This window comes from Sinomonas halotolerans, assembly GCF_039615075.1.
Lineage (GTDB): Bacteria > Actinomycetota > Actinomycetes > Actinomycetales > Micrococcaceae > Sinomonas > Sinomonas halotolerans.
Genome location: NZ_JBDFRB010000003.1, coordinates 96931 through 118550, shown reverse-complemented (window position 1 = coordinate 118550; position 21620 = coordinate 96931). Strand labels below are relative to the sequence as shown.

Sequence of the window (21620 nt, the reverse complement as noted above, 5' to 3'; positions counted from 1 at the left end):
CCCCCCCCCGGGCCCCCCCCCCCCCCCCCCCCCGGGGGGGGGGGGGGGGCCCCCCCCCCCCCCCCGGGGCTCCCCTGTTCCTGCCTGTGCGCCTGAGGCGGCGGCCGGAGTGGCCGCCGCCTCAGGCAGCTGTCGGGCTCCTCGGGGTGGTCAGTGCTGGAGCACTGCCCGGAGGAAGGTCCGGGTCCGCTCCTCGAGAGGGTTCTTGAAGATCTGCTCGGGTGGACCGCTCTCGACAGCCCTGCCGTGGTCGAACATGACGACCCGGTCAGAGATCTCCTCGGCGAACCGCATCTCGTGGGTGACCATGAGCATGGTCATGTCCGTGGTCTGCGCGAGGTTGCGGATCACGTTGAGCACCTCGCCGATGAGCTCGGGATCGAGCGCCGAGGTCGGCTCGTCGAACAGCATGACCTTCGGGCGCATCGCGAGTGCCCTCGCGATCGCAACGCGCTGCTGCTGCCCGCCGGAGAGCTGGGGCGGCGTGTGGTGCATGTGCTTGCTGAGGCCCACGAGGCCGAGCAGGTCGGCGGCGCGCTCCCGCGCTTCCGCCTTGCCCATGCCGAGCACGTGGATCGGCGCCTCGATGACATTCTCCAGCGCCGTCATGTGCGGGAACAGGTTGAACTGCTGGAAGACCATGCCGATCTTCCGGCGCGTCTGCCGCAGCTGGCGCGTCTCCTTGGGCTTCTCGCCCGCGGCGACCTTCCACAGGGGATCGCCGTCGACCGTCACGAGGCCCTCGGTGGGGCTCTCGAGTGTCATGAGGATCCTCAGGATCGTGGTCTTCCCGGAGCCGGAGGGCCCGATGATCGAGACCTTCTCCCCCGGCTGGACGTCGAAGTTGAGCGAGGAGAGGACCTGGTTCGAGCCCCAGCTCTTGCTGACGTTGTCGAACGTGATGATCGGACCGGACCCGGCCGGCACCCGCCCGAGGGCGAGGCCGTCCGCGGCCGGGACCGGCTCAGTGCTGGGGCGCATAACGCCGCTCCAATCTGCTGATGAGGCGTGACGAGGGATAGCTGATGGCGAGGAAGAGGACCGCCGCGATGGTGAGGGGTTCCAGGTACCGGAAGTTGGAGGTACCGATGGCCTGGGCCGTGGCGAGGAGCTCGACGACGGTGATCGCCGAGAGGACTGCCGAGTCCTTGAACATCTGGATCAGGTAGTTGCCGAGCATGGGGACCACCGAGCGGAGCGCCTGGGGGAGGATCACCCGCCCCCAGGTGCGGCTGGCCGGGAGGCCGAGCGCCGTGCAGGCCTCCCACTGGCCCCTGTGCACCCCCTGGATCCCGCTGCGGTACACCTCGGCCATGTAGGCGCTGTAGTTGATCCCGATGACGATCGCCCCGGTGGTGAAGGCATCCGCGCTGACTCCGTACTCCGGCAGGACGAAGAACGCGCAGTACGCCTGCACGAGCAGCGGCGTGCCGCGGATGAACATGACGGCGAACGCCACGGCCTGCGAGACGACCGGGATCGCCAGCTGCCGCAGCACTGCGAGTGCGAGGCCCAGCAGCGCCGCCAGGAGCGTGCCCAGCAGCGTGATCTGCACCGTGACGACGAGGCCCTGGAGGAGGGCAGGGACCACGGAGAGTGCGAAGTCGTTGTCCCAGATCATGCGGCACCCGCTTTCATGGGCTGGCGGTCGGCCCGCCACGTCGCCTTGGCCTTCCGGTCAAGGGAGAAACGGCGCTCGAGCATCCCGATGACGGCCGTCAGAACCAGGGAGAGGACAAAGTACATCACCAGGATGGTGAGGAAGACCGCCGTCGTCTCCCCCGTGGTGTTGCGGACCATCTGCGCCCGGAAGGTGAGGTCAGCCACGGTGACGAGCGAGACGAGGGACGTGTTCTTCAACAGGTCCACCATGACGTTGCCGAACGGCGGGAGCATGGCGGGGATCGCCTGCGGGACGAGGACGCGGCGGAGACGGAGCGCCGGCCCCATCCCGAGCGCCACGCACGCCTCCGTCTGGCCCTTGGGCCTGCTCCGGATGGCGCCCCGCACCACCTCCGCCGCGTAGGCGCCCTCGTTGAGGCCCAGCGCGAGGACGGCTGCGGCGAGGGGTTCGAGCTGGATGCCGAAGAACGGAAGGGCGAAGAAGAACCAGAACATCTGCACCAGCAGCGACGTACCGCGGAAGACCTCCACGAAGACGGCGGCGGGCCAGCGCAGGATCCGGTGGCCGGACAGGCGTGCGAGTCCGGCCGCGAATGCCACCACGACGCACACCACTGCGCCGAGCACTGTCACGAGGACAGTGGTCCAGAGCCCCTGCCACAGCAGGGGCGCGTATTCAATGACTGCAGACAAGGGAGGCTCCCATCGGGTGATCGGTCGCCGTCAGCCCGCGGTCTGGCATAGCTCCTGAGCCGTCACGCCCTGGACGACCGCGGGATCGAAGCCCCACTTCGTGAGGATGTCCTTGAACTCGGCCGTCTCCTTGAAGGCGGCGAGCTCCTTGTTGTAGGCCTCCTGGAAGGACGAGTCCGCGCTCCGGAAGGCCGCGCCGGAACCCGTGCGGGGCGCGTCCTCGAGCGGTTCGGTCACCTCGAAGCCCGTGTCGTCCTTGGCGAGGGCCCGCAGGGACAGGGTCGGGAGGAGGAAGGCGTCCGCGCGGTTCGCCTTGACGGCCTCGATGCCGCTGCGGCCGTCGCTGACCTTCACCTGCTGCGACTCGGGGACGTTGGCGGTCTTGAGGATGCCCTCCTCGAATCCGCCGGGGAGCACTGCGATGCGCAGGCTGGGGTCGGCGGTGATGGCCGCGATGGAGGTGATGCCCTTCGGATTGCCCTTGGGCGTCGCGTACGACTCCGTCGAGACGATGACGGGCTCGGAGTAGGCCACCTGGGAGCACCGGGACTGCTTCATGAACAGGCCGGCCGCGATCACGTCCCAGCGGTTCGCGTTGAGCCCCGGGATCATGGACCCGTACGGCGTCACGATGCCCTGGATCTCCTCGATGCCCAGTCGCTTGCAGACGGCGCGGAGCACGTCCGGCTCGCAGCCGCTCACGGTGCCGTCCGCGCTGACCTGGGTGTAGGGGGGCTCGTTGGCGATGGCCACCCGCAGGAACCCCTGGGACTTCGCCGTCTCCAGGAGTCCTCCCCCGGCGGCTGCGGCGGGACCTCCCACGGGGACCGCCGAGCAACCGCTGGCCCACCCTGCCAGCGTCGCCCCGACGGCTGCAATTCCCGCACCCCGCAGGATGTTCCTGCGCGAAATCTCGATCATGTCATCTCCTGTTTCGGCCGGCTTCGTCGCCGGAATGGATGGAGAAGTCACCCCATGTGACTTGCATTACAAACCTAGAGGTGACACGTAGCATTGTCAACAATCAAACCTGCCGACATTCGTCCAATCGGATGCCGAAAGAACGCGCTGGGCGGGGGGCGCGCCCGCAGTGGCGGGCACGGCTTCCCCGCGGGCGCGGGGAGAGTGTTCCCGCACCCGCGGGGAAGCGGCACGCACGACGGCGGGGTCCCCGCGTTGATGGGGACCCCGCCGTCGGCCTTCGCGCGGGTGTGACCCGCCCTTGATGCCTACTTGTGCTGCAGCTGCCCCCGCGGCGCCCTCGCCGCCGGCTGGTCGGCCCCGGGCAGGCCGGTACCGCGCAGCGAGGCCCCCCGCGTCTCACGCATGAAGCGGACGGCGACGAGGCCGACCACACACGCGAGCATCATCGTGAAGGCGGGGAACAGCGGGTTGCCGAAGGCGGCGATGCCCGCCTGGTTGTACAGCGGCGCCGTGCCACCGAAGAGCGAGGTGGCCACGTTGTAGGTGATGGCGAAGCCCGCATACCGGACGTGGGCCGGGAACATCGCCGGGAAGGTCGCCGAGATCGTGGCGAGCTGCGGGATGTACAGCAGGCCCAGGACGCCGAAGGCCAGGAGGGCCCACCACGACCCCTGCCCGATGAGCATGAACATGGGGATCGCCATGACGAACAGCCCGATGAGGGATCCGTACCACAGGGGCTTCCGCCCGACCCTGTCGGACAGTGCCCCGAAGAAGGGGATCGCGAGCATCATCACGAACTGCGCGACGAACATGATGGTCAGGACCATCTGGCTCGGCAGGCCGGCAATGGTCTCGAGGTACGTCGGCATGTACGTCAGGAGCGTGTAGTTCACGACGTTGAGCGCGATCACGAGGCCTGTGAGCGTGAGCATGCTCGGCCAGTACTTCAGGACGAGGTCCTTGAGGCCGGTGGTGGCCGACTCCTCCGCCTGCCCCTTCGCCTGGAGCTCTTCGAAGATCGGCGTTTCCGCGAGGCGGGTCCGCAGGTACAGACCGATGAGGCCCAGCGGAGCCGCGAGGAGGAACGGCACGCGCCAGCCCCACTCGTTCATCGCCGCTGTGCCGATGAAGGTCTCGCCGAGCAGGACGATGAGCGAGCCGAGGGCGAAGCCGGCGAGCGTCCCGAACTCGAGGAAGCTCCCGAAGAACCCCCGCCGGCGGTCGGGCGCGTACTCGGCCATGAAGGTCGCGGCCCCGCCGTACTCGCCGCCGGTCGAGAATCCCTGGACCGCCCGCAGGAGCGTCAGCAGGATCGGCGCGGCGATGCCGAGGACGCTGTAGGTCGGCAGGAGTCCGATCGCGCAGGTGGCCCCGGCCATCAGGAGGATCGTCAGGGCGAGCACGCGCTTGCGCCCGAAGCGGTCGCCGAGGGGCCCCCAGACCATTCCCCCGAGTGGGCGGATGAGGAAGGAGAACGCGAACGTGCTCAGGGCGAGCAGCGTCCCGGCGGGTCCCGGGAAGAAGTTGTGCGTGATGTAGGCGACCGAGACGGCGTAGACGCCGTAGTCGAACCACTCGGTCGCGTTGCCGATCGCCGAGGCGGCGACAGCCCGGCGGACGGTACGCGCGTCGGGCGCTGGGGAAGCGTGTTCAGAGGTCACAGGTTGCTCCAGGTTGGTCGAACGTGGCGTCCGGTTCAGGACTCGCGGACAAGGGCGGCAGGCCGCCGGGTCCCCCAGGCCGCAGCGGCCTCATAGGCCTGGGCGGCCCGGAGGACGAGGCGGTCGGAGTGCCGGGGCCCGATGATCTGCAGGCCTGCAGGCAGGCCCTCGTCGGTGAAGCCGCACGGGACGCTCATCGCGGGCTGCTGCGTCATGTTGAAGGGGTAGGTGTAGGGGGTCCAGCTCGTCCAGTGGCGGGAAGGCCAGCCGTCGGGGACGTCCTGGCCGCGCGGGAAGGCGGGAATGGGCAGCGTCGGGGTGAGGAGCAGGTCGTACGCCTCGTGGAAGCGGCCCATCCGCACCCCGAGGTCCATGCGCACGGCCGTCGCGTCGAGGAAGTCCGAGGCGGTGAGGTGGCCCTGCTCCTCGATGCTGGCCCGGAGGCCAGGGTCCACCTGCTCGGCAGCGCCGGGACCGTATCCCTCGAGGACCTTGGCCGCGCCCGCGAACCAGAGCACGTGGAAGGCTTCGACCGGGTCACCGATGCCCGGATCGACTTCCTCGACGACGGCGCCGAGGCCCTCGAACGCCGCCGCGGCCGCACGCACGAGGCGGTCGACCTCGGGATCGTTCGTGCCGAATCCGAGGGTCGGTGAGAACGCAATGCGCAGGCCGCGCACGCCGTCGTGCAGCCCTTCCAGGAACGACCCCGCGGGCGTCGGCAGCGCGGACCAGTCACGCGAGTCGAAGCCCGTCACGATGTCGAGCAGGAGGGCGCTGTCGGCGACAGTGCGGGTCATCGGCCCGGCGTGGGCGAGCGTGCCGAAGGGGCTCGCGGGGAACATCGGGACGAGGCCGTAGGTGGGCTTGAGGGCGACAGTGCCGGTGAAGGCCGCCGGAATGCGGACGGAGCCTCCGCCGTCGGTCCCCATCGACCATGGGCCCATGCCCAGGCCCACCGCGGCCGCGCTGCCGCCGCTCGAGCCGCCCGAGGTCAGCCGGGGCGCGCGCGGGTTCCCTGTGGACCCGTGGCGGAGCGAGTCCGTGACGCCCTTCCACGCGAACTCGGGGGTGGTGGTCTTGCCGATGAAGACGGCCCCCGTCTCTCGGAGCCGCGCCACGCACGGCGCGTCCTCGTCCCAGGCCCGGTCGGCGTCGATCAGCCGCGTCCCACGGAGGGTCGGCCACCCCCGCGTGTAGAAGATGTCCTTGATCGACGTCGGTATGCCGTCGCCAGCGCCGAGCGGCGCGCCCTCCCGCCAGCGCTTCTCTGATGCGGCCGCGTCGCGGAGCGCCTCCTCGGCGTGGACTGCGGTGAAGGCGTTGACCTCCGAATCCCATTCGTCGATCGCTCCGAGCGCCGCGCGCGTGGCCTCGACTGGCGAGATCTGCCCCGTGCTGTAGCCGTCACGCAGCTCGAGCGCGGTGAGCTGGGCCAAGTCGTCCATGGTGGCCTCCTCCCTGCGCCCGGTCCGGCGCAGTCCTGAACTTGGATGTCGTCTGTAGGATTGTAGACAACCATACCGCCTTCTGTGAGGAGTGTCACCCCAAGACCCGGAACGGCGCGCGTGTTATGATTGTCTACAATCGGCCCTCCGTGGGGCCCTACCTGTGAGGAGAGGGCATGTCACACCAGTTGCTCAAGCCGGTCGTGCAGGAGACGACTCCCGCACTCATCGCCCGCCAGCTGCGGCGCGCGATCGGCCAGGGCGAGCTCGCGCCCGGCGAGCAGCTCAACGAGGCCGAGCTGAGCCGCCACCTCGGAGTGAGCCGTGGCCCCCTGCGCGAGGCAATGCAGCGTCTCACCCAGGAGGGCCTCCTCATCAGCATCCGCAACCGCGGTGTGTTCGTCATCGAGGTGACCGATGACGACGTGCGCGACATGTACCTCGCCCGCGCTGCCATCGAGCGCGCGGCCGCCGCACGGGTCATCGAGCTCGATGCCGCCGGCGGGGGGGAGCGCCTGCTCGCCGTGGGCGAGAGGATGCGAGAGGCTGCGGAGACGGACGACGCCGATGCCCTCACCGAGGCGGACGTGGAGTTCCACGCGCTGCTCGTCACCCTCGCCCAGAGCCCACGGCTCTCGCGCATGCACAACACCCTCATGGTCGAGACCCGCATGTGCATCACGGCCCTCGAGAACCGCTACTCCTCGCACTCCATCCGCTACGACGAGCACCACGCAATCGCCCGAGCCATCCGCGACGGCGACGCCGCCGAGGCCGACCACCTCCTCGTCGAGCACATGGAGGATGCAGTCGCGCGGCTCAAGGAGGCCGAACCCGCCTGACGGGCGCACTGGCACCGGCCTGTCGTGACAACGAGGCTCCCGGCGGATTCCGCCGGGAGCCTCCTTCGTGTGCGGAAGAACGTGTGCGGAAGGAAAAAGGGGGCCGGCCCGACGGCCAGCCCCCTTCCCCCCATCTGTCAGACGCGCGGCACCGCCATGTACTTGTACTCGAGGAACTCCTCGATGCCCACGCGGCCTCCCTCCCGGCCGAGGCCCGAGGCCTTGACGCCGCCGAACGGCGCGGCCGGGTTGGAGACGATGCCCGTGTTGAGCCCGACCATGCCCACCTCGAGGGCGTCACCGACGCGGAATCCGCGGTCCACGTCCTGGGTGAAGAGGTAGGCCACGAGGCCCCAGGGCGTGTCGTTGGCCAGGGTGACGACCTCGTCCTCGGTGTCGAACGGGACGACCGGCGCCACAGGACCGAAGATCTCTTCCGTCATGAGGTCCGCGTCCGCGGAAACGCCGGAGAGGACGGTCGGCGAGTAGAAGTACCCGCGGCCCTCGGGGCGGCCGCCGCCGCACACGACCGCGGCGCCCTTCGCGACGGCGTCGTCCACGAGCTCCTGGACCTTCCGCAGCGCCTTCTCCTCGACGAGGGGGCCGACGTCAGTGCCCGGCTGGGCGCCGTCGCCCACCGTCAGCGAGCCCAGGCGGGCGGCGAGCCGGCGGGCGAACTCGTCGGCGACGGAGCGCTGGACGAACAGGCGGTTGGCCGCCGTGCACGCTTCGCCCATGTTGCGCATCTTCGCCGCGACCGCGCCTTCCACGGCGCGGTCCAGGTCGGCGTCCTCGAAGACGATGAACGGGGCGTTGCCGCCGAGCTCCATCGAGGAGCGCATGACGTGCTCCGACGCCTGCTCGAGGAGCCGGACGCCCACCGCGGTCGAGCCGGTGAAGCTCACCTTGCGGGCGATCCCGCTCGACATCCACGGCGAGACGACCTCCGAGGCCTTGGTCGTGCACACCACGTTGAGGACACCGGCGGGGAGCCCGGCCTCGACGAGGATGTCCACGAGCGCCAGCGATGACAGGGGCGTGAGGTTGGCCGGCTTGAAGACCATCGTGCAGCCGGCGGCGATGGCAGGGCCGATCTTGCGAGTGCCCATCGCGAGCGGGAAGTTCCACGGTGTGACGAGGACGCACGGGCCCACGGGCTCGCGCGAGACGAGGATCCGGTTCTTCCCGTCGCCGGTCGTGGTCAGGTCGCCGCCGATCCGCACGGCCTCCTCGGAGAACCAGCGGAAGAACTCGGCCGCGTACGCGACCTCGCCCTTCGCCTCGGCGAACGGCTTGCCCATCTCCGCCGTCATGACGTGGGCCAGCTCGTCCTGCCGGGCCATGATGAGCTCGTAGGCCCGCCGCAGGATCTCGCTGCGCTCGCGCGGGGACGTCCTGGCCCATTCCTTCTGCACCCGGCCGGCGGTCTCGATGGCGCGGCGCGCGTCCTCCGGTCCGCCGTCGGCCACGGTCGCGATGACCTCCTCGGTGGCCGGGTTGACGACGTCGAAGCGCGCGCCAGAGGCGGCCTCGCGCCACTCGCCGTCGATGAAGATGCCGGTGCTGATCTTGGCGATCGCCTCGAGCGCCGCTGACGCGGCGCCCAGCTCGGTGACGTTCGTGGTCATTGGACTTCCTCTGCTTCCTTGATGGGGAGTTCTGTCATGCCTGTGGTGGGTGCCGGCTGGGGCCGCGCGGCGCCCGGGTCGAGGATCTGGGCGAGGTGCAGGCCGACCCGGCCGGGGTCGACCTGGTCCACCTGGCGTGCACAGGAGAAGCCGTCCGTGAGCACGGCCGCGCCCTGGCCAGCTGTCCTCAGCGCCGGGGCGAGGGCGTTCTCGGCGACCTGCATGCTCACCTCGTAGTGCTGCTTCTCGAAGCCGAAGTTCCCGGCCACCCCGCAGCACCCGCTCGCGTCCACGATCTCGCTCACGCCAGCCGCCGCGAGGACGGTGCGCTGGACCCCCGGGCCGAAGACGGAGTACTCGTGGCAGTGCGTCTGGAGCACGGCCTGCGCGGGGACGGGCTGGGCCGGCGCCGGCTGCCACCCCTCGGCGACCTGCCCCGCCACGTGGGACGCGAAGCTGCGCACACGGGCCGCGACCCTCTTGGCCTGCTCCGTGTGCACGAGCTCGGGGAGGTCCTTGCGCAGCGCGGCCGCACAGCTGGGTTCGACGACGACGATCGGCCGGTCGGTGCCGTCGTCGAGCGCCTCCGCCGCGTGCGACAGGAGCCGCCGAGCCGTTCCGAGCTGCCCGGTGGAGATCCACGTGAGGCCGCAGCATGCGTCGGCGGAGCACTCGACCGCGTTGCCCGCGTCGGCGAGGACTCGGGCCGCAGCGCCGGCCACCTCCGGCCGGAAGCCGCGGGTGAACGTGTCGACGAACAGCACCACGTCCTCGGCGGAAGAGGCCTCCGCGCCGGAAGCAGCCCCGCCCAGCCGAGCACCGGCGTCGGCCACTTCGCGCCGCCACTCCCCGCTCGCCGCGAACCGCGGGAGGGCACGCTTGGTCGTGAGGCCGCCGGCGGCTGCGGCGACCTTGCCGAGAGGTGTCGCCAGGACGGCGTTGACGAGCCAGGGGACCCGTCCCGTCAGCTTCAGCCAGCGCGGGAGCCAGCCGAGCGAGAAGTGCGCAAGCGGACGGAGGCGGCCGCGGTAGTAGTGGTCGAAGAACTCGGACTTGTACGTGGCCATGTCCACGCCGGCCGGGCAGTCGGTCGAGCAGGCCTTGCACGCCAGGCACAGGTCGAGGGCCTCGCGGACCTCCTCGGACCGCCATCCGTCCTCGACCGTGCGCGCACCCCGGACCATGTCCTGCAGGACGCGCGAGCGGCCGCGGGTGGAGTCCTTCTCGTCACGCGTGGCCCGGTAGCTCGGACACATGACCCCTCCGGAGTCGGCGCGGCACCGGCCCACGCCGATGCAGCCCTGGACCGCGCGGGTCCAAGGATCGGTCTGGGCGGCCGCACCGAGGGGGCGGAGGTCGAAGCTCGTGCGCCATTCGCGCTCGGGCACGCCCGCGAGCGCCAGGTTCCCGTCCATCGGGTCCGGGTCGGTCATCGATCCCGGGTTGAGGATCCCCGCGGCATCCCAGATCCGCCGGGACTGGGCGAAGGCGGCCATGACCTCGGGCGAGTACATGAGGGGCAGCAGTTCGGAGCGGGCGCGCCCGTCCCCGTGCTCGCCGGACAGCGAGCCGCCGTGGCGGACCACGAGCTCGGCTGCGGCGCGCGTGAACGTCCGGAAGGCCTCGCGGCCCTCGTCGCTGCGCAGGTCGTAGGTGATGCGGATGTGCATGCAGCCTGCGCCGAAGTGCCCGTACATGACGCCGGTGAGCCCGTGCTCGTCCAGCAGCACGCGCAGGTCGGCGAGGTAGTCGGCAAGCCGTTCGGGCGCGACGGCCGAGTCCTCCCATCCCGGCCAGGACTCGCCGCCGGACGCGAGCCGCGACGAGAGCCCCGCGCCGTCCTCCCGGACGCGCCAGAGGGAGGCCCGGGCGGTGGGGTCCGGCACGGGCTGGCCGTCGACGAGGCGCCCGTTCCCGGCAAGCCGGGCCAGGAGCCGGTCCGCCTGGGCGCGCACCTCGGCCGGATCGTCGCCGTCGAGGTCGACGAAGAGCCAGGCGCGGCCCGCGGGGAGTCCGAGGACCGAGTCGGCCCCGCGCCGGTGGCGCATCGTCTCGACGATGGCCTCGTCCGTGCCCTCTACCGCGGCCGGGGAGAACTCGAGGATGGTCGGGATGTCCCGTGCGGCGTCGACGACGTCGTCGTAGCCGAGGCACACGAGCAGGGCGCTCGCCGGCTTGGGGACGAGCTTCATGCGGGCTCCGACGACGACCGCCCACGTGCCCTCGGAGCCGACGAGGGCCCGCGCGACGTTGAAGCCCTTCTCCGGCAGCAGGTTCTGCAGGTGGTAGCCGGACACCTGCCGCGGGATCCGCCCGAGCTCGAGCCGGAACGCGCCCAGGTGCTCGCCGGCGAGCTGGGCGAGCGACTCGGCGAGCTCGGCCGCCCGGGCGGCCGAGGCGGCGTCAGAGGGGTCGGTGGCGCGCAGCCCGCTCTCGGTCGCGGTGAGGCGTGCACCGTCCGAGGTGACGACGTCGATCTCCGCGACGTGGTCCGAGGTGCGGCCGTAGCGCACCGAGTGGTTGCCGCACGCGTCGTTGCCGATCGCGCCGCCCACGGTCGCACGGTTCTTCGAGGACGGATCGGGCGCGAACGTGCTGCGCCCGCCGGTGGCCCGCTCGACCTCGCGGGACAGCGTTGCCAGCACGACACCGGGCTCGACATCGACGGTCCCCGCGCCCTCGTCGATGCCGAGGATGCGGTCCATGTGCCGGGAGAAGTCGACGACGAGGCCCGGGCCGACGGCGTTGCCGGCCATCGAGGTCCCGGCACCCCGCGCGATGAGCGGGGTGCCGGTCGCGCGGCATGCCGCGATCGCGGCCACCACGTCGTCGACCGTGCGGGGGAAGACGACGGCGAGCGGCTCGAGCCGGTAGTTCGACGCGTCGTAGGCGTACTCGGCCCGGCGCCGGGGCGACGCGTCGGCACTCACGCCGGCGTCCTCGAGCTGTCGGAGGAGGTCCTCCGCCTGGGTGCGGGTGTCGAGCATGCGGTTCCCCGGGTTCAGGAGGCGGCGGCCGGAACGGCGCCTGTGACGACGGCGAGGGCCGCCTCGAAGCGCTCGAGGCCCAGGGAGATCTCCTCGGCGGTGACGACGAGCGCGGGGATGAGCCGCACGACGTTGCCCTCGGGGCCGCACGTGAGCGTGAGGAGGCCCTGCCCGGTGGTCGCCTGCTGGACCGCGGCGGCCGTCGCGGCGTCCGGGGTGCCGTCCGCGGCCGTGAACTCGATGCCCTGCATGAGGCCCAGGCCGCGGACGTTGCCGATGGCCGGGAAGCGGTCCTGGATCTCCTTGAGGCCCGCCTGCAGCTGGTCGCCGCGCAGGCGCGAGTTCTCGACGAGGCCCTCCTCGCGGACGACGTTGAGGGTGGCGACGGCGGCCGCGGCGGAGACCGCGTTGCCGCCGTAGGTGCCGCCCTGCGAGCCGGGCCAGGCCTTGGCCATGGTCGCGGACGGCGCCGCGATCGCCGAGATGGGGAAGCCGGAGGCGATGCCCTTCGCGGTGATGATGATGTCCGGGGTGGCTGCCGAGTGCTGGTGGCCCCAGAACTTGCCGGTGCGGCCGACGCCGGCCTGCACCTCGTCGAAGATGAGCTGGATGCCGTGGCGGTCGGCACGCTCCCGCAGCCCTTCCATGAAGGCCGGCGGCGTGGGGAGGTACCCGCCGTCGCCCAGGACGGGCTCGATGAGGAACGCTGCCGTGTCTGCGGGGGACGTGCGGGTCGTCAGGAGGTAGTCGAGCTCCTTGAGCGCGAACTCGACCGCCGTCGCCTCGTCCCAGCCGTAGCGGTAGGCGTAGGGGAAGGGCGCCATGTGGACGCCGGACATGAGCGGGGAGAAGCCTGCGGAGAACCGCGTGCCCGCGGTCGTGAGCGAGGCGGCCGCGACGGTGCGGCCGTGGAATCCGCCCTGGAAGACCACGATGTTGGGCCGGCCCGTCGCCATGCGGGCGAGGCGGATGGCGGCCTCGACGGCCTCGGAGCCTGAGTTCGCGTAGAAGACCGAGTCGAGGCCGGCGGGAAGGACCTCGCCGAGCATCTCGGTGAGCTTCAGGAGCGGGGTGTGCATGACGGTCGTGTACTGGGCGTGGATGATCTTGCCCACCTGCTCACGCGCGGCCTCGACCACCGCGGGGTGGCAGTGGCCCGTGCTGGTCACGCCGATGCCGGTCGTGAAGTCGAGGTAGTCCTTGCCGTCCGTGCCGTGGATCCAGCTGCCGCGGGCGTGGTCCACGATGACCGGGGTGGCCTGCTTGAGGATGGGGCTGAGAGTCGTCATGCGCTCAATTCTGTGATGATGATCGCATGATTGTCAACAATAATCATCCGGCGTATCGTGAAGACTGTGAACCAGACAACACGCCCTCCCCGGCGGCCCAAGGCGGTCATCCTCACGTCCGCGACCACGGCTCGCCCCTACAACACCCATTCCCTCGAGGAGATGGCCGACATCGTCTGGGCGGACGCGGAGACGCTCGCCGCGGCGCTGCCCGGAGCCGAGGTCCTCTTCGTCTGGGACTTCTTCTCCACTGCGCTGCGCGACGCGTGGGAGCACGCAGACTCGCTCCGGTGGGTCCACGTCGCCGCCGCCGGCGTGGACACCCTCCTGTTCGACGGGCTGCGCGAGTCCGAGGTCGTCATCACGAACGCGCGCGGCGCGTTCGACCAGCCCATCGCGGAGTTCGTCCTGGCCTCGATCCTCGCCCACGACAAGCTCCTGCACGAGAGCAAGGACCTGCAGCGCGAGCACGTGTGGCGCCACCGGGAGGTGCGGCGCACGGCCGGACGCCGCGCACTCGTCGTCGGCACCGGGGGCATCGGGCGCGCCACGGGCCGCCTCCTGGCAGCGGTAGGGCTCAAGGTCCTCGGCGCCGGCCGCACGGCGCGCGACGACGACCCGGACTTCGGGCGCATCGTCGCCACCGGAGACCTCCTCGAGCACGCGGGCTGGGCGGACCACCTCGTCCTCATCGCACCGCTCACCGACCAGACCCGAGGCATGCTGAACGCGGAGGTCCTCGCCGCGATGTCGCCCAGCGCGCACCTCGTCAACGTGGGCCGCGGCCCCCTCGTCGACGAGCCCGCCCTCATCGGGGCCCTCCGGTCCGGGCAGATCGCCGCCGCCTCCCTCGACGTGTTCTCCGAGGAGCCGCTGCCCGCCGGGCATCCGTTCTGGGAGATGCCCAACGTCCACATCTCGGCCCATATGAGCGGGGACGTCGTCGGCTGGCGGGACACCCTGGCGGACCAGTTCGAAGCCAATCTGCGCGCCTGGACCTCCGGCGGGGGCCTGTCCAACATCGTGGACAAGGACCTCGGGTACGCCCGCCGCGCCTGAGCCCACCGCATCCACGCAAGGGGGGCGGGACTGCACGAGCAGCCCCGCCCCCCTTGTGCGTCAGCAGCGGGCCCGGCGCCCTCGCCGTCGTCCGCCAGCGCCCCGGCCTACTCCTCCCCGGCGCGCTCGATGACGAGGCTCTCCCCGCGCGCCCCGCCCATCCAGATGTCCTGGCTCGCCGCGGCCAGCTCGTCGAGGCCCTCGACGATGGTTCCGAACACGTTGCCCGGAACCCACCCGACGTCGCCGTTGAGCAGGAGGTTGTTGCGGCCGTAGAAGTAGGCGAGGTCGATGAGCGTCCGGCTCTCGTTCGTCCCCGCTCCCGTCTCGTAGCCGTAGGCGGGATTGCTGAGCACGCCCTCGAAGGTGAAGTAGCAGAGGTCGCCGGGGATGGGCGTGACCGTCTGGTTCTCCCCGCCGGGCTCCTCCGCCGCGAACGGAGGCACGAGGGTGTAGACCTCGTTGCGCGCGAACTTGCCGTGGAAGACGTCGCCCTTGAGGGGCAGGGCCTGCCAGACGGCCTCGGCCGTCCGCGGTGCCTCGGCGTCGAGGAGCCGGGCGCGGGCCGTCACGCCGCGCTTCTCCAAGGTGATCGTGATGTAGCGGGCCATGGTTTCCCTTCCGGTGATTGTCTACAATCTAACTGTAGACTTTTCTGGACCGCCCGCAACCTACCGGAGGACATCGCATGAGCACCGTCGCCATCCTGTACCCCGGCCACAGCGCAGAGGACGAATTCGCCCTGCTCGAGAGCCGCATCCCGGACGCACGCTTCCCCGTCATCCACACGTGGGAGGGCAGCACCGACCACGACGTCGAGGCCCTCCTCGCCCTCGGAGCCCGCGACCTGCTCGAGCCGCCCGCGAAGGAGGCCGCACAGGCAGGGGCCGACAGCGTCATGTGGGCCTGCACCTCGGGAAGCTTCGTCTACGGGTGGGAAGGGTGCCACGAGCAGGCCGGCTGGGTGGCCTCCGCCAGCGGGGCACCGTCGTCCTCGACGTCCCTCGCCTTCGCAGAGGCCGCCCGCCATCTGGGCCTCACGCGCGTCTCGGTGGCCGCGACCTATCCGGAGGACGTCGCCACCCACTTCGCCGACTTCCTGCGAGACGGCGGGGCCACGGTCACGGCCCTCTCCACGTACGACGTCCCCAGCGGCGAGGACGCCGGGCTCCTCGGACCCGAGTGGGTGCTCGAGACGGCCCGGGCCGCCGATCTCGCCGGCGCCGAGGCGCTCCTCATCCCGGACACGGCCCTGCACACGATGACGGTCCTCACCCAGCTCGAGGACGCGCTCGGCCTCCCGGTCCTCACGGCCAACCAGGTCACGGCCTGGCAGGGCCTCCGGCTCGCCGGCCACCCCGCGGTCGCCCCGGGCCTCGGCAGGCTCTTCGAGGCGCGCTGACCGCAAGCTCCATGGACGCACGACGGCGGGCGGCCCCTCTGGGGTCCGCCCGCCGTCGTCGTCTGCCGGGGCTGTGCGGTCAGCCCATGGCCGTCACGCCGCCACCGACCTGCTCGCCTCCGCGAGCCGTCCACCGCCGGGAAGCGGCAGTCCGAGCCGCTTCAGCCCGGCCCACGCCGTGACCTGGTTCGCCGTGACGACCGGCTTCCCGAGCTCCTGCTCAAGGGGCTCGATGAGGTCGAACGTGGGCAGGTTCGTGCACGCGACGAACACGGCCTCCGCCGCACTGCTGTCCGCCTGACGGACCAGGTCCGCAGTGGCCCCGTAGGGCACCTGCCAGATGAGCCTGTCGAGCCCCAGGCCAACGCACCCCGTGACGGTGCGCCCGTCCTCGGCAAGGAAGTCCTCGAGCCGCACTGTGAGCTCGGGGACATACGGGGTGGCAAGCGCGAGCTTCCGGACCCCGAGGAGGGCCAGGGCCTCAAGGAGCGCCTCGGAGGTCGTCACCGCGGGAGCAGCGACCTCGTCCCCAATGGCCTCCGAGATCCTCCGGGCGCCGGCCATGCCGTGGACGAAGCTCCCCGAGGTGCAGGCGTAGACGGCGGCCTCGGGGGCGATTGCCTTGAGGCAGCGCGCCGTCGCGCGGACCTCCTCGTCGTCGCCGATCGCCGAGGCCATGGTCTCGTCGACGACGAGCGGATGGAACGGGGTGCGCGCGAACGCGAGGGTCACTTCCGGCGGCGTCCAGCGCCAGAGCTCCCTGTCCAGGGCCATGTCATAGGGGCTGACTACCCCGAGGATGCGAGAAGATCCGGGCCCGGCCGGATCGAATGTTGCATTGATCACACTTCATCTTCCCATAATGTCTGATCGTCAACAATAATCTGATGTGAAGGAGGAGCCGTGAATCCAGATCGACCGCCCGCCGAAGTGCGGAACCGCCCCGAATCGCCCGAGGCCTACGAGAGGGGACTCCCTCCGACGCCCAAGCCGGCAGGCATGTACGTCCCCGTCGCCCAGGCCGGACCGCTCCTGTTCACCGCTGGCCACACCCACGCGATCAGGGGCGTGCTCGACTTCACCGGCCCCGTCGGCGCGGAGGGCTGCCCCACTCTGGCGGACGCCCGCGAATGCGCCCGGCTCGCTGTCCGCAACTGCATCGCGAGCCTCGCCGGCTACCTGGACGGAGGCCTTGAAGCCATCGAGCGGGTGGTCCAGATGACGGGCTACGTGGCCGCCCACCCGGATTTCGCGGACCACCCGCGGGTCATGGACGCCGCCTCCGAGGAGCTCCTCGCTGCCTTCGGCGAGCGAGGACGGCCTGCCCGCGCCGCACTCGGCGTCTCTAGCCTCCCCGACCGCGCCGTGGTCGAGATCAGCCTCGTGGTCGTCGCCGGCACGGAACGCGGAGCGGGAGCGTGAAGTCGCTCGCCGCGCTTGCCGCGCGCAGGACGACGGGACGCCCATGGGTGCCCACGAGGGGCGCCGCTGTCGAGCTCCGCCAGTGGGGGAACCACCTCAGGCACGGCACGGTCGAGGCAGTCCTGCCGGACGGATCGGGGTTCTGGATCGCGGCGGAGGGGGCAGCGCCCCGCGTCTTCGTCCACCGCGGCTACGAGGACATCGAGGTCTGGATCAACGACCCGACGAGCCGCTCGCGACGACGCGTCGGCTGAGAAGAACACGAGCAGAACGAGGACAGAGCACATGGACACCAAGACGCCGCGCCGCCGCGCCATCCGCCCGGCCCAGTCGAACCCGCGCCCCGCGCAGACGGGAGAGCACTGCCCGGCAACAGGCTGGTGGAGCACAGACGGCGGCCGGAGCCCCTATCCGCTGACGGTCTTCGTCATGGAGGGCAGCCTCATGCCGGCCGCCCTCGGGCAGCGGGCCGTCTGGAGGCTCGTCTGAGCCGGCCCCGCGGGCCTGCCGGGCGCGCCGCCCGCGGGCCTGAACCCGCCGGCACCACAGCCTCTGGCCAAGTCCACGGTGCGCGGATAGTCTGCGAGCGCAGGACCGAACGCCCGGACTGAGGCGGTCGCAGCAGAGTCGAAGAGCGCACAGGAGGAACCATGGCAGGGAACACCTACAGCATCTCCGAGATCGTCGGCACGAGCCCCAATGGGGTTGACGAAGCCATCCGGAACGCCATCGGCACCGCCGCGGAGACCCTCAGGAACCTCGACTGGTTCGAGGTCCAGTCCATCCGCGGGCACCTCGAGGACGGCAAGATCGCCGACTGGCAGGTCACGGTCAAGCTCGGCTTCCGCCTCGAGCGCTGACGCGGCCCGCCCAGGCGCCCCAGACGCCCGGGCAATCCGGCACACCAAGGCGTCCGGGCCGCGGCAGCTGGCGCGGCCCGCCTCGTCGCGCGGTCACCTGGTCCGTGCGATGAGGGCCTTCGTGAACACGGTGCGGATGTCCTCCGGGGCCCTCGCGATGTGGCTGGACCCACCCGTTGCGGCGGCGATGCGCTGGAGCGTGGCGGCATCGGCATCATCGCTGATGCCGATCGTCACGACCACGACCGGCTTCGCGGGGTCCTTCTCCCGGGCCAGCGCCTCGAGCAGCTGGTCGACGGTGATCGACCCGGGGTCGTCGTTCGCGCCGTCGGTGAAGAGGATCACGCTGTTGACCGCGAGCGGGTCGTAGTTGGCCTTGACCGTGCGGTACGCGGCGAGGGTCGTGTCGTAGAGGCCGGTTGCCCCGCCCACGCGGCCGGAGAGCCCGCGGATGTCCTCGAGGAGCCGGTCCCGCTGGGTCTTCCCGCCCGTCACGGCGTCCATGCGGCGGAGCGCCTCGAGCTCGAGGTAGTCCTGCCCCGCGCCGCCGAGCTCGCGCGAGAAGGCCCAGAGGCCCAGGGACGCGGTCTTGGGGAACATCGCGGCGCCCGTCGCGGCGCCCTCCTGGACGAGCTGCATGCGGGACTTCCCGCCGGCGTCGGCCGTCATGGACCCGGAGACGTCCATGACCACGAGCGACCGGAACGGCATGGCCTGCAGAGCCCACGTGGTGAGTGCCTTGGCGAGCCCGTCCTCCGTCGCGGCGAGCACCTTGGTTCCCGCGCCCCCGGCGGCCGACGACGGCGAGGCGCCCTTGCGGATCACCTCGCCCTGGGGGGCGCGGAGGTCGCGGGCAGCGAGAGCCCGCCGGCCGGCGTCGTCCTCCAGGACGCGCGCGAGCGCCTTCGCCGCCGCGGCAGCGCCGGCACGCCGCCCGGCGTCGCCGCTCGTGACGGCGATCGGGTAGTCGGCGAGGGCGGAGCCGGTGGCGGGGACCGTGCTGGCGAGCCTGGACTGGGGATGGGCCTCGGCGTAGGCGAGCCATGAGCTCTCGGCGACGACGGCGGGGGCGCCCGAGCGCTCGGCCGCGTCGAGGAGCGCGGAGTCGCTGAGGCTCGCGCTGGACTTCTGCCCTGTGGCAAGGGCCAGCCGGGCGAGGGCGGCGGCGATCCCCTTGGCGTCCGCGGCGCCGCTCTCCCCCTCCGCGACCGCCCCGGCGACGGCGGCCATCGCGCTCGAGCTGGCCAGGGGGTCGCCGAGCGCGAGCCCGTCCATGCCGAGGGCCTGCGCCCATGACGCAGGGGCCTTGGCCCCCTTCGCCGCGACGACAACGGGCGGCGAGGAGGCGACTGAAGGCACCGCGATCTCAGGCCGGACCGGGGCGGAGACGGCGTTGACGCGTCGGGTGGAGTCGGCGATCCACACGTCCGGCGCCCCGGTGCCGTTCGCTGCGCGCGCGGCGATGGCCTCCTGGTCCGCCACGTCGACCACGAAGGCGATGCACGCGCTCGGGTCCACACGTGAGGCGGCGTCATTGACTGCGGGGAGCAGCGTCGCGTCGGTGAGGACGGTGTAGGTCTCGGTGGACTCGCACTCCGAGGCGGCGGCCAGGCGCGGGATGAGCACCCAGCCGGCGAGCGCGCCGACCACGAGGAGCGCGACCCCCGTCACGAGGACGGTGGGGAGTCCGAGCCTCCACCTCTGCGACTGCCATCTGGGGCGCCTTGAACGTTCGGCGACGCGTCGACCCGCCATGGTTTTCCTTCCGCTGACCGCACGCCCAGCCGCCGGGGGTGCGGCCGCGGGCTGGACCTTTTGAGGCACACGCCGGCCCAGGGCGTGGCTGAGCCCATGGGAGGTCCGGGTGTGCCAGTGCAGTATAGGCGGCGAAGATGACTTGACGGGTGGCGGGTCTCACAGCCTCACCGTCTTGGCCGGGAGGGGTGGGCGGGTCACGCCTCGTCGTGGGCGTCGCGCATCGCCGGCAGCGCGCCCGCCCGGATGAATCCAAGCGCCTCGTGCTGGGCGAGGCGCTCCTGGCGGTACTCCTCGAGCACGACGGCGAGCATCGCCTCCGCGCGTTCCGGCGACTCGGCGCCCATCGCCTCGGCGGCGAAGAAGGCGCGGACGTTGTGCGCGTAGGCGTCGGCCGCCGTCTGGGCGAGGCACAGGTGCGCGGAGACGCCCGCGAGCAGGACGCTGTCGGCGCCCCACACGCGCAGGCGGGCGAGGAGGTCCGTGCCGATGAACGCGCTGTCGCGGCGCTTGACCAGCTGGGGAAGGCCCTCGGCGTCGAGCTCGGGCAGGAGCTCCGCCTGCTCGGTGCCGCGGAACGCGAAGCCCTGCCCGTCGTCGAGCATCGAGAGGGTCCAGGTGGAGCGGTCGCGCTCGTGCTCGGTCCGCACGATCAGCGCAGGCGCTCCCGCATCGCGCGCCGCTCCGATGAGCTCGTTGCACGCGCCGACGATCCGGGACCGCTGGACCGCGAGGGCCGGGTCCTCGAAGAAGGCGTTCTGCAGGTCGATCACGAGCAGGGCAGGTCTCATGGTGGTGCCACTACCCACGCCCTTCCGAGGGGAACCAGCCCAGACCCCCGGCGGCCCGCGGCACAGCGCCTGCGCTAGAGTGGATGCGTCCGGCGCGAGCCGGTCGCCGGGCCTCTAGCTCAGTTGGTAGAGCAGCGGACTTTTAATCCGCGGGTCGTGGGTTCGAGACCCACGGGGCCCACCCACCTCCTACGCATGCCCCACGTCCCGCCAGAGCCTCTTGTGCAGTTCTGCCCTCGCGCCTCCCGCCGCGTGGGCACTCCGCAGCAGGAGGAGTACCGTACTGGGCATGAGCGAGCACGGAACCCCCAACTCCTCAGGGCCGGTGCGGCACCACAAGCCGAAGCCCTTCGCCCCCATCGACTTCGAGCCGTTCGCCGGCGGCGCTGACCCCGCGCGGGTCTCGGAGGCGGCACACCTGGCCGCCAAGGCGCTCGTGCACCGCGGGCGCGAGAGCGAGGATCCCGAGGTGCACCAGCGGCTCGTGCGCCTCACCGACGAGCAGGGCCTCGAGGCGATCGCCGAAATGTGGGCCGAGAGCCCCGCCCGGTCCCTCCCCGGCGCCCTGTGGCGCCTCTACGCCCTCCGGGCCGCCACGAGGCAGGACCCGGAGCGCATCGCGGTGTACTTCCGCGCTGGCAAGGACACTGCGCAGGTCTCCCACGCCGTCGCCGGCGTGGCCGAGCCCCCGGGGGCGGACGAGCTCACCGCGATGGCGGACGCGATCCTCTCGGGTGCGTTCGACGGCGACTTCGACGTCGCGCTCGAACGCTCGGCCGCATTCTGCCGAGTCGTGGCGCTCGGGCAGGCCACGGTCGCGGACAGTGCCGAATGGGCCAGCTCCCAGCACGCGACCAAGCTCACCAAGAGCGCCCACCAGCTCGTGCGCACGGCCGAGGACCTCGAGGCGTCCGCAAAGGCCTGGCGGAACGGGCACCTGGACTGAGGCCGGCAGCTCGTCCCGCGGACATCCGGTCCAGTACGCGCGCCGGGCACCGAGGTTGACTCGACCCCCGAGAACGGGGAACACTGAAGAAGGCGTCGGACCGCGGTAGCCCCGGGCTCCAACTTTCAGCCGCTTCGAGCGGCCTTCCGCCGAGAGGCGCTCCCGGTTCGGCGCCGTAGCCTTTATCACTTCCCCCTCTGCGCGCCCCAGGGCCCGCCCGCGGCCGCAGCCGCTCGCGTAAGATGCGAGAGCCGGCGACCGCCGGACGGAGGCGGTATCAGGACAGG

21 protein-coding genes and 1 tRNA gene are annotated in these 21620 nt (G+C 71.5%); 9 read left to right on the top strand and 13 right to left on the bottom strand.

Features of this window, described 5'->3' with window-relative positions:
• Positions 1-150 precede the first annotated feature (150 nt).
• The 6 genes from ehuA to ABCQ75_RS04610 all read right to left on the bottom strand — a co-directional run bounded on the left by ehuA (position 151) and on the right by ABCQ75_RS04610 (position 6352).
• Entirely contained in the window at positions 151-981 is an 831-nt protein-coding gene (gene ehuA / locus ABCQ75_RS04635) for an ectoine/hydroxyectoine ABC transporter ATP-binding protein EhuA (protein WP_345883397.1), read from the bottom strand.
• The gene (gene ehuD / locus ABCQ75_RS04630) at positions 965-1621 is read right to left on the bottom strand and encodes an ectoine/hydroxyectoine ABC transporter permease subunit EhuD (protein WP_345883395.1); all 657 of its coding nucleotides are present in this window, start codon (positions 1619-1621) and stop codon (positions 965-967) included. The genes ehuA and ehuD overlap by 17 nt, the downstream gene beginning before the upstream one ends.
• Entirely contained in the window at positions 1618-2316 is a 699-nt protein-coding gene (gene ehuC, locus ABCQ75_RS04625; protein WP_345883393.1) for an ectoine/hydroxyectoine ABC transporter permease subunit EhuC, read from the bottom strand. The genes ehuD and ehuC overlap by 4 nt, the downstream gene beginning before the upstream one ends.
• Positions 2317-2346: 30 nt before the next feature.
• Positions 2347-3237, bottom strand: coding sequence for an ectoine/hydroxyectoine ABC transporter substrate-binding protein EhuB (gene ehuB, locus ABCQ75_RS04620; RefSeq protein ID WP_345883391.1), 891 nt, complete (start codon positions 3235-3237; stop codon positions 2347-2349).
• A gap of 308 nt (positions 3238-3545) precedes the next feature.
• Positions 3546-4904, bottom strand: a complete 1359-nt coding sequence (locus ABCQ75_RS04615; RefSeq protein ID WP_345883390.1) for an MFS transporter — start codon at positions 4902-4904, stop codon at positions 3546-3548.
• A gap of 35 nt (positions 4905-4939) precedes the next feature.
• Positions 4940-6352, bottom strand: a complete 1413-nt coding sequence (locus ABCQ75_RS04610; RefSeq protein ID WP_345883389.1) for an amidase — start codon at positions 6350-6352, stop codon at positions 4940-4942.
• A 176-nt stretch (positions 6353-6528) separates the two neighbouring features.
• Here ABCQ75_RS04610 and ABCQ75_RS04605 point away from each other — a divergent pair, with 176 nt between their 5' ends.
• The gene (locus tag ABCQ75_RS04605; protein ID WP_345883387.1) at positions 6529-7194 is read left to right on the top strand and encodes a GntR family transcriptional regulator; all 666 of its coding nucleotides are present in this window, start codon (positions 6529-6531) and stop codon (positions 7192-7194) included.
• A 137-nt stretch (positions 7195-7331) separates the two neighbouring features.
• Here ABCQ75_RS04605 and ABCQ75_RS04600 read toward each other — a convergent pair whose 3' ends face one another.
• Genes ABCQ75_RS04600 through ABCQ75_RS04590 form a run of 3 tightly spaced genes read right to left on the bottom strand, consistent with a single transcriptional unit; the run spans position 7332 to position 13098 of the window.
• Entirely contained in the window at positions 7332-8822 is a 1491-nt protein-coding gene (locus ABCQ75_RS04600; RefSeq protein WP_345883385.1) for an NAD-dependent succinate-semialdehyde dehydrogenase, read from the bottom strand.
• Positions 8819-11809, bottom strand: a complete 2991-nt coding sequence (locus ABCQ75_RS04595) for an FAD-binding and (Fe-S)-binding domain-containing protein (protein ID WP_345883383.1) — start codon at positions 11807-11809, stop codon at positions 8819-8821. Before ABCQ75_RS04595 ends, ABCQ75_RS04600 begins: the two co-directional genes overlap by 4 nt.
• A gap of 14 nt (positions 11810-11823) precedes the next feature.
• Entirely contained in the window at positions 11824-13098 is a 1275-nt protein-coding gene (locus ABCQ75_RS04590; protein ID WP_345883381.1) for an aspartate aminotransferase family protein, read from the bottom strand.
• 57 nt (positions 13099-13155) lie between these two features.
• Between ABCQ75_RS04590 and ABCQ75_RS04585 the strand changes: the two genes are divergently transcribed.
• On the top strand, positions 13156-14157 hold the full coding sequence (locus ABCQ75_RS04585) for a D-2-hydroxyacid dehydrogenase (RefSeq protein WP_345883379.1): 1002 nt from the start codon (positions 13156-13158) through the stop codon (positions 14155-14157).
• Between the two features lie 107 nt (positions 14158-14264).
• Here the strand turns inward: ABCQ75_RS04585 and ABCQ75_RS04580 are convergent, their stop codons facing one another.
• On the bottom strand, positions 14265-14768 hold the full coding sequence (locus tag ABCQ75_RS04580; protein ID WP_345883377.1) for a DUF3830 family protein: 504 nt from the start codon (positions 14766-14768) through the stop codon (positions 14265-14267).
• A 77-nt stretch (positions 14769-14845) separates the two neighbouring features.
• Between ABCQ75_RS04580 and ABCQ75_RS04575 the strand changes: the two genes are divergently transcribed.
• Entirely contained in the window at positions 14846-15559 is a 714-nt protein-coding gene (locus ABCQ75_RS04575; protein ID WP_345883376.1) for a maleate cis-trans isomerase family protein, read from the top strand.
• Positions 15560-15652: 93 nt separating this feature from the next.
• On the opposite strand, the gene ABCQ75_RS04570 is transcribed toward ABCQ75_RS04575, so the two are convergent.
• Positions 15653-16405, bottom strand: coding sequence for a maleate cis-trans isomerase family protein (locus ABCQ75_RS04570; protein WP_345883374.1), 753 nt, complete (start codon positions 16403-16405; stop codon positions 15653-15655).
• A gap of 57 nt (positions 16406-16462) precedes the next feature.
• Between ABCQ75_RS04570 and ABCQ75_RS04565 the strand changes: the two genes are divergently transcribed.
• From ABCQ75_RS04565 to ABCQ75_RS04550, 4 genes are all read left to right on the top strand, one after another.
• Entirely contained in the window at positions 16463-16981 is a 519-nt protein-coding gene (locus tag ABCQ75_RS04565; protein ID WP_345883373.1) for a RidA family protein, read from the top strand.
• Positions 16978-17235, top strand: a complete 258-nt coding sequence (locus ABCQ75_RS04560; RefSeq protein WP_345883371.1) for a hypothetical protein — start codon at positions 16978-16980, stop codon at positions 17233-17235. Before ABCQ75_RS04565 ends, ABCQ75_RS04560 begins: the two co-directional genes overlap by 4 nt.
• 31 nt (positions 17236-17266) lie before the next feature.
• Positions 17267-17470, top strand: coding sequence for a hypothetical protein (locus ABCQ75_RS04555; protein ID WP_345883369.1), 204 nt, complete (start codon positions 17267-17269; stop codon positions 17468-17470).
• A 161-nt stretch (positions 17471-17631) separates the two neighbouring features.
• On the top strand, positions 17632-17841 hold the full coding sequence (locus ABCQ75_RS04550; protein ID WP_345883368.1) for a dodecin: 210 nt from the start codon (positions 17632-17634) through the stop codon (positions 17839-17841).
• Between the two features lie 93 nt (positions 17842-17934).
• Here ABCQ75_RS04550 and ABCQ75_RS04545 read toward each other — a convergent pair whose 3' ends face one another.
• A complete protein-coding gene (locus tag ABCQ75_RS04545) occupies positions 17935-19596 on the bottom strand; it encodes a substrate-binding domain-containing protein (RefSeq protein WP_345883366.1) in 1662 nt (553 codons plus the stop codon).
• 197 nt (positions 19597-19793) lie between these two features.
• Entirely contained in the window at positions 19794-20387 is a 594-nt protein-coding gene (locus ABCQ75_RS04540) for a cysteine hydrolase family protein (protein WP_345883364.1), read from the bottom strand.
• Positions 20388-20495: 108 nt separating this feature from the next.
• On the opposite strand from ABCQ75_RS04540, the gene ABCQ75_RS04535 reads away from it, so the two are divergent.
• Positions 20496-20568: transfer RNA gene (locus ABCQ75_RS04535), tRNA-Lys, on the top strand.
• A 108-nt stretch (positions 20569-20676) separates the two neighbouring features.
• Complete coding sequence (locus ABCQ75_RS04530) at positions 20677-21333, top strand: hypothetical protein (RefSeq protein ID WP_345883362.1); 657 nt, start codon at positions 20677-20679, stop codon at positions 21331-21333.
• Positions 21334-21620: the final 287 nt, after the last annotated feature.

Coding starts and splice junctions, on each gene's coding strand:
- ABCQ75_RS04590 (WP_345883381.1), bottom strand. CDS start 13,098: ATGACGACTCTCAGCCCCATCCTCAAGCAGGCCACCCCGGTCATCGTG.
- ABCQ75_RS04600 (WP_345883385.1), bottom strand. CDS start 8,822: ATGACCACGAACGTCACCGAGCTGGGCGCCGCGTCAGCGGCGCTCGAG.
- ABCQ75_RS04555 (WP_345883369.1), top strand. CDS start 17,267: ATGGACACCAAGACGCCGCGCCGCCGCGCCATCCGCCCGGCCCAGTCG.
- ABCQ75_RS04550 (WP_345883368.1), top strand. CDS start 17,632: ATGGCAGGGAACACCTACAGCATCTCCGAGATCGTCGGCACGAGCCCC.
- ehuA (WP_345883397.1), bottom strand. CDS start 981: ATGCGCCCCAGCACTGAGCCGGTCCCGGCCGCGGACGGCCTCGCCCTC.
- ABCQ75_RS04605 (WP_345883387.1), top strand. CDS start 6,529: ATGTCACACCAGTTGCTCAAGCCGGTCGTGCAGGAGACGACTCCCGCA.
- ABCQ75_RS04610 (WP_345883389.1), bottom strand. CDS start 6,352: ATGGACGACTTGGCCCAGCTCACCGCGCTCGAGCTGCGTGACGGCTAC.
- ABCQ75_RS04580 (WP_345883377.1), bottom strand. CDS start 14,768: ATGGCCCGCTACATCACGATCACCTTGGAGAAGCGCGGCGTGACGGCC.
- ABCQ75_RS04595 (WP_345883383.1), bottom strand. CDS start 11,809: ATGCTCGACACCCGCACCCAGGCGGAGGACCTCCTCCGACAGCTCGAG.
- ABCQ75_RS04545 (WP_345883366.1), bottom strand. CDS start 19,596: ATGGCGGGTCGACGCGTCGCCGAACGTTCAAGGCGCCCCAGATGGCAG.
- ehuD (WP_345883395.1), bottom strand. CDS start 1,621: ATGATCTGGGACAACGACTTCGCACTCTCCGTGGTCCCTGCCCTCCTC.
- ABCQ75_RS04575 (WP_345883376.1), top strand. CDS start 14,846: ATGAGCACCGTCGCCATCCTGTACCCCGGCCACAGCGCAGAGGACGAA.
- ABCQ75_RS04540 (WP_345883364.1), bottom strand. CDS start 20,387: ATGAGACCTGCCCTGCTCGTGATCGACCTGCAGAACGCCTTCTTCGAG.
- ABCQ75_RS04530 (WP_345883362.1), top strand. CDS start 20,677: ATGAGCGAGCACGGAACCCCCAACTCCTCAGGGCCGGTGCGGCACCAC.
- ehuB (WP_345883391.1), bottom strand. CDS start 3,237: ATGATCGAGATTTCGCGCAGGAACATCCTGCGGGGTGCGGGAATTGCA.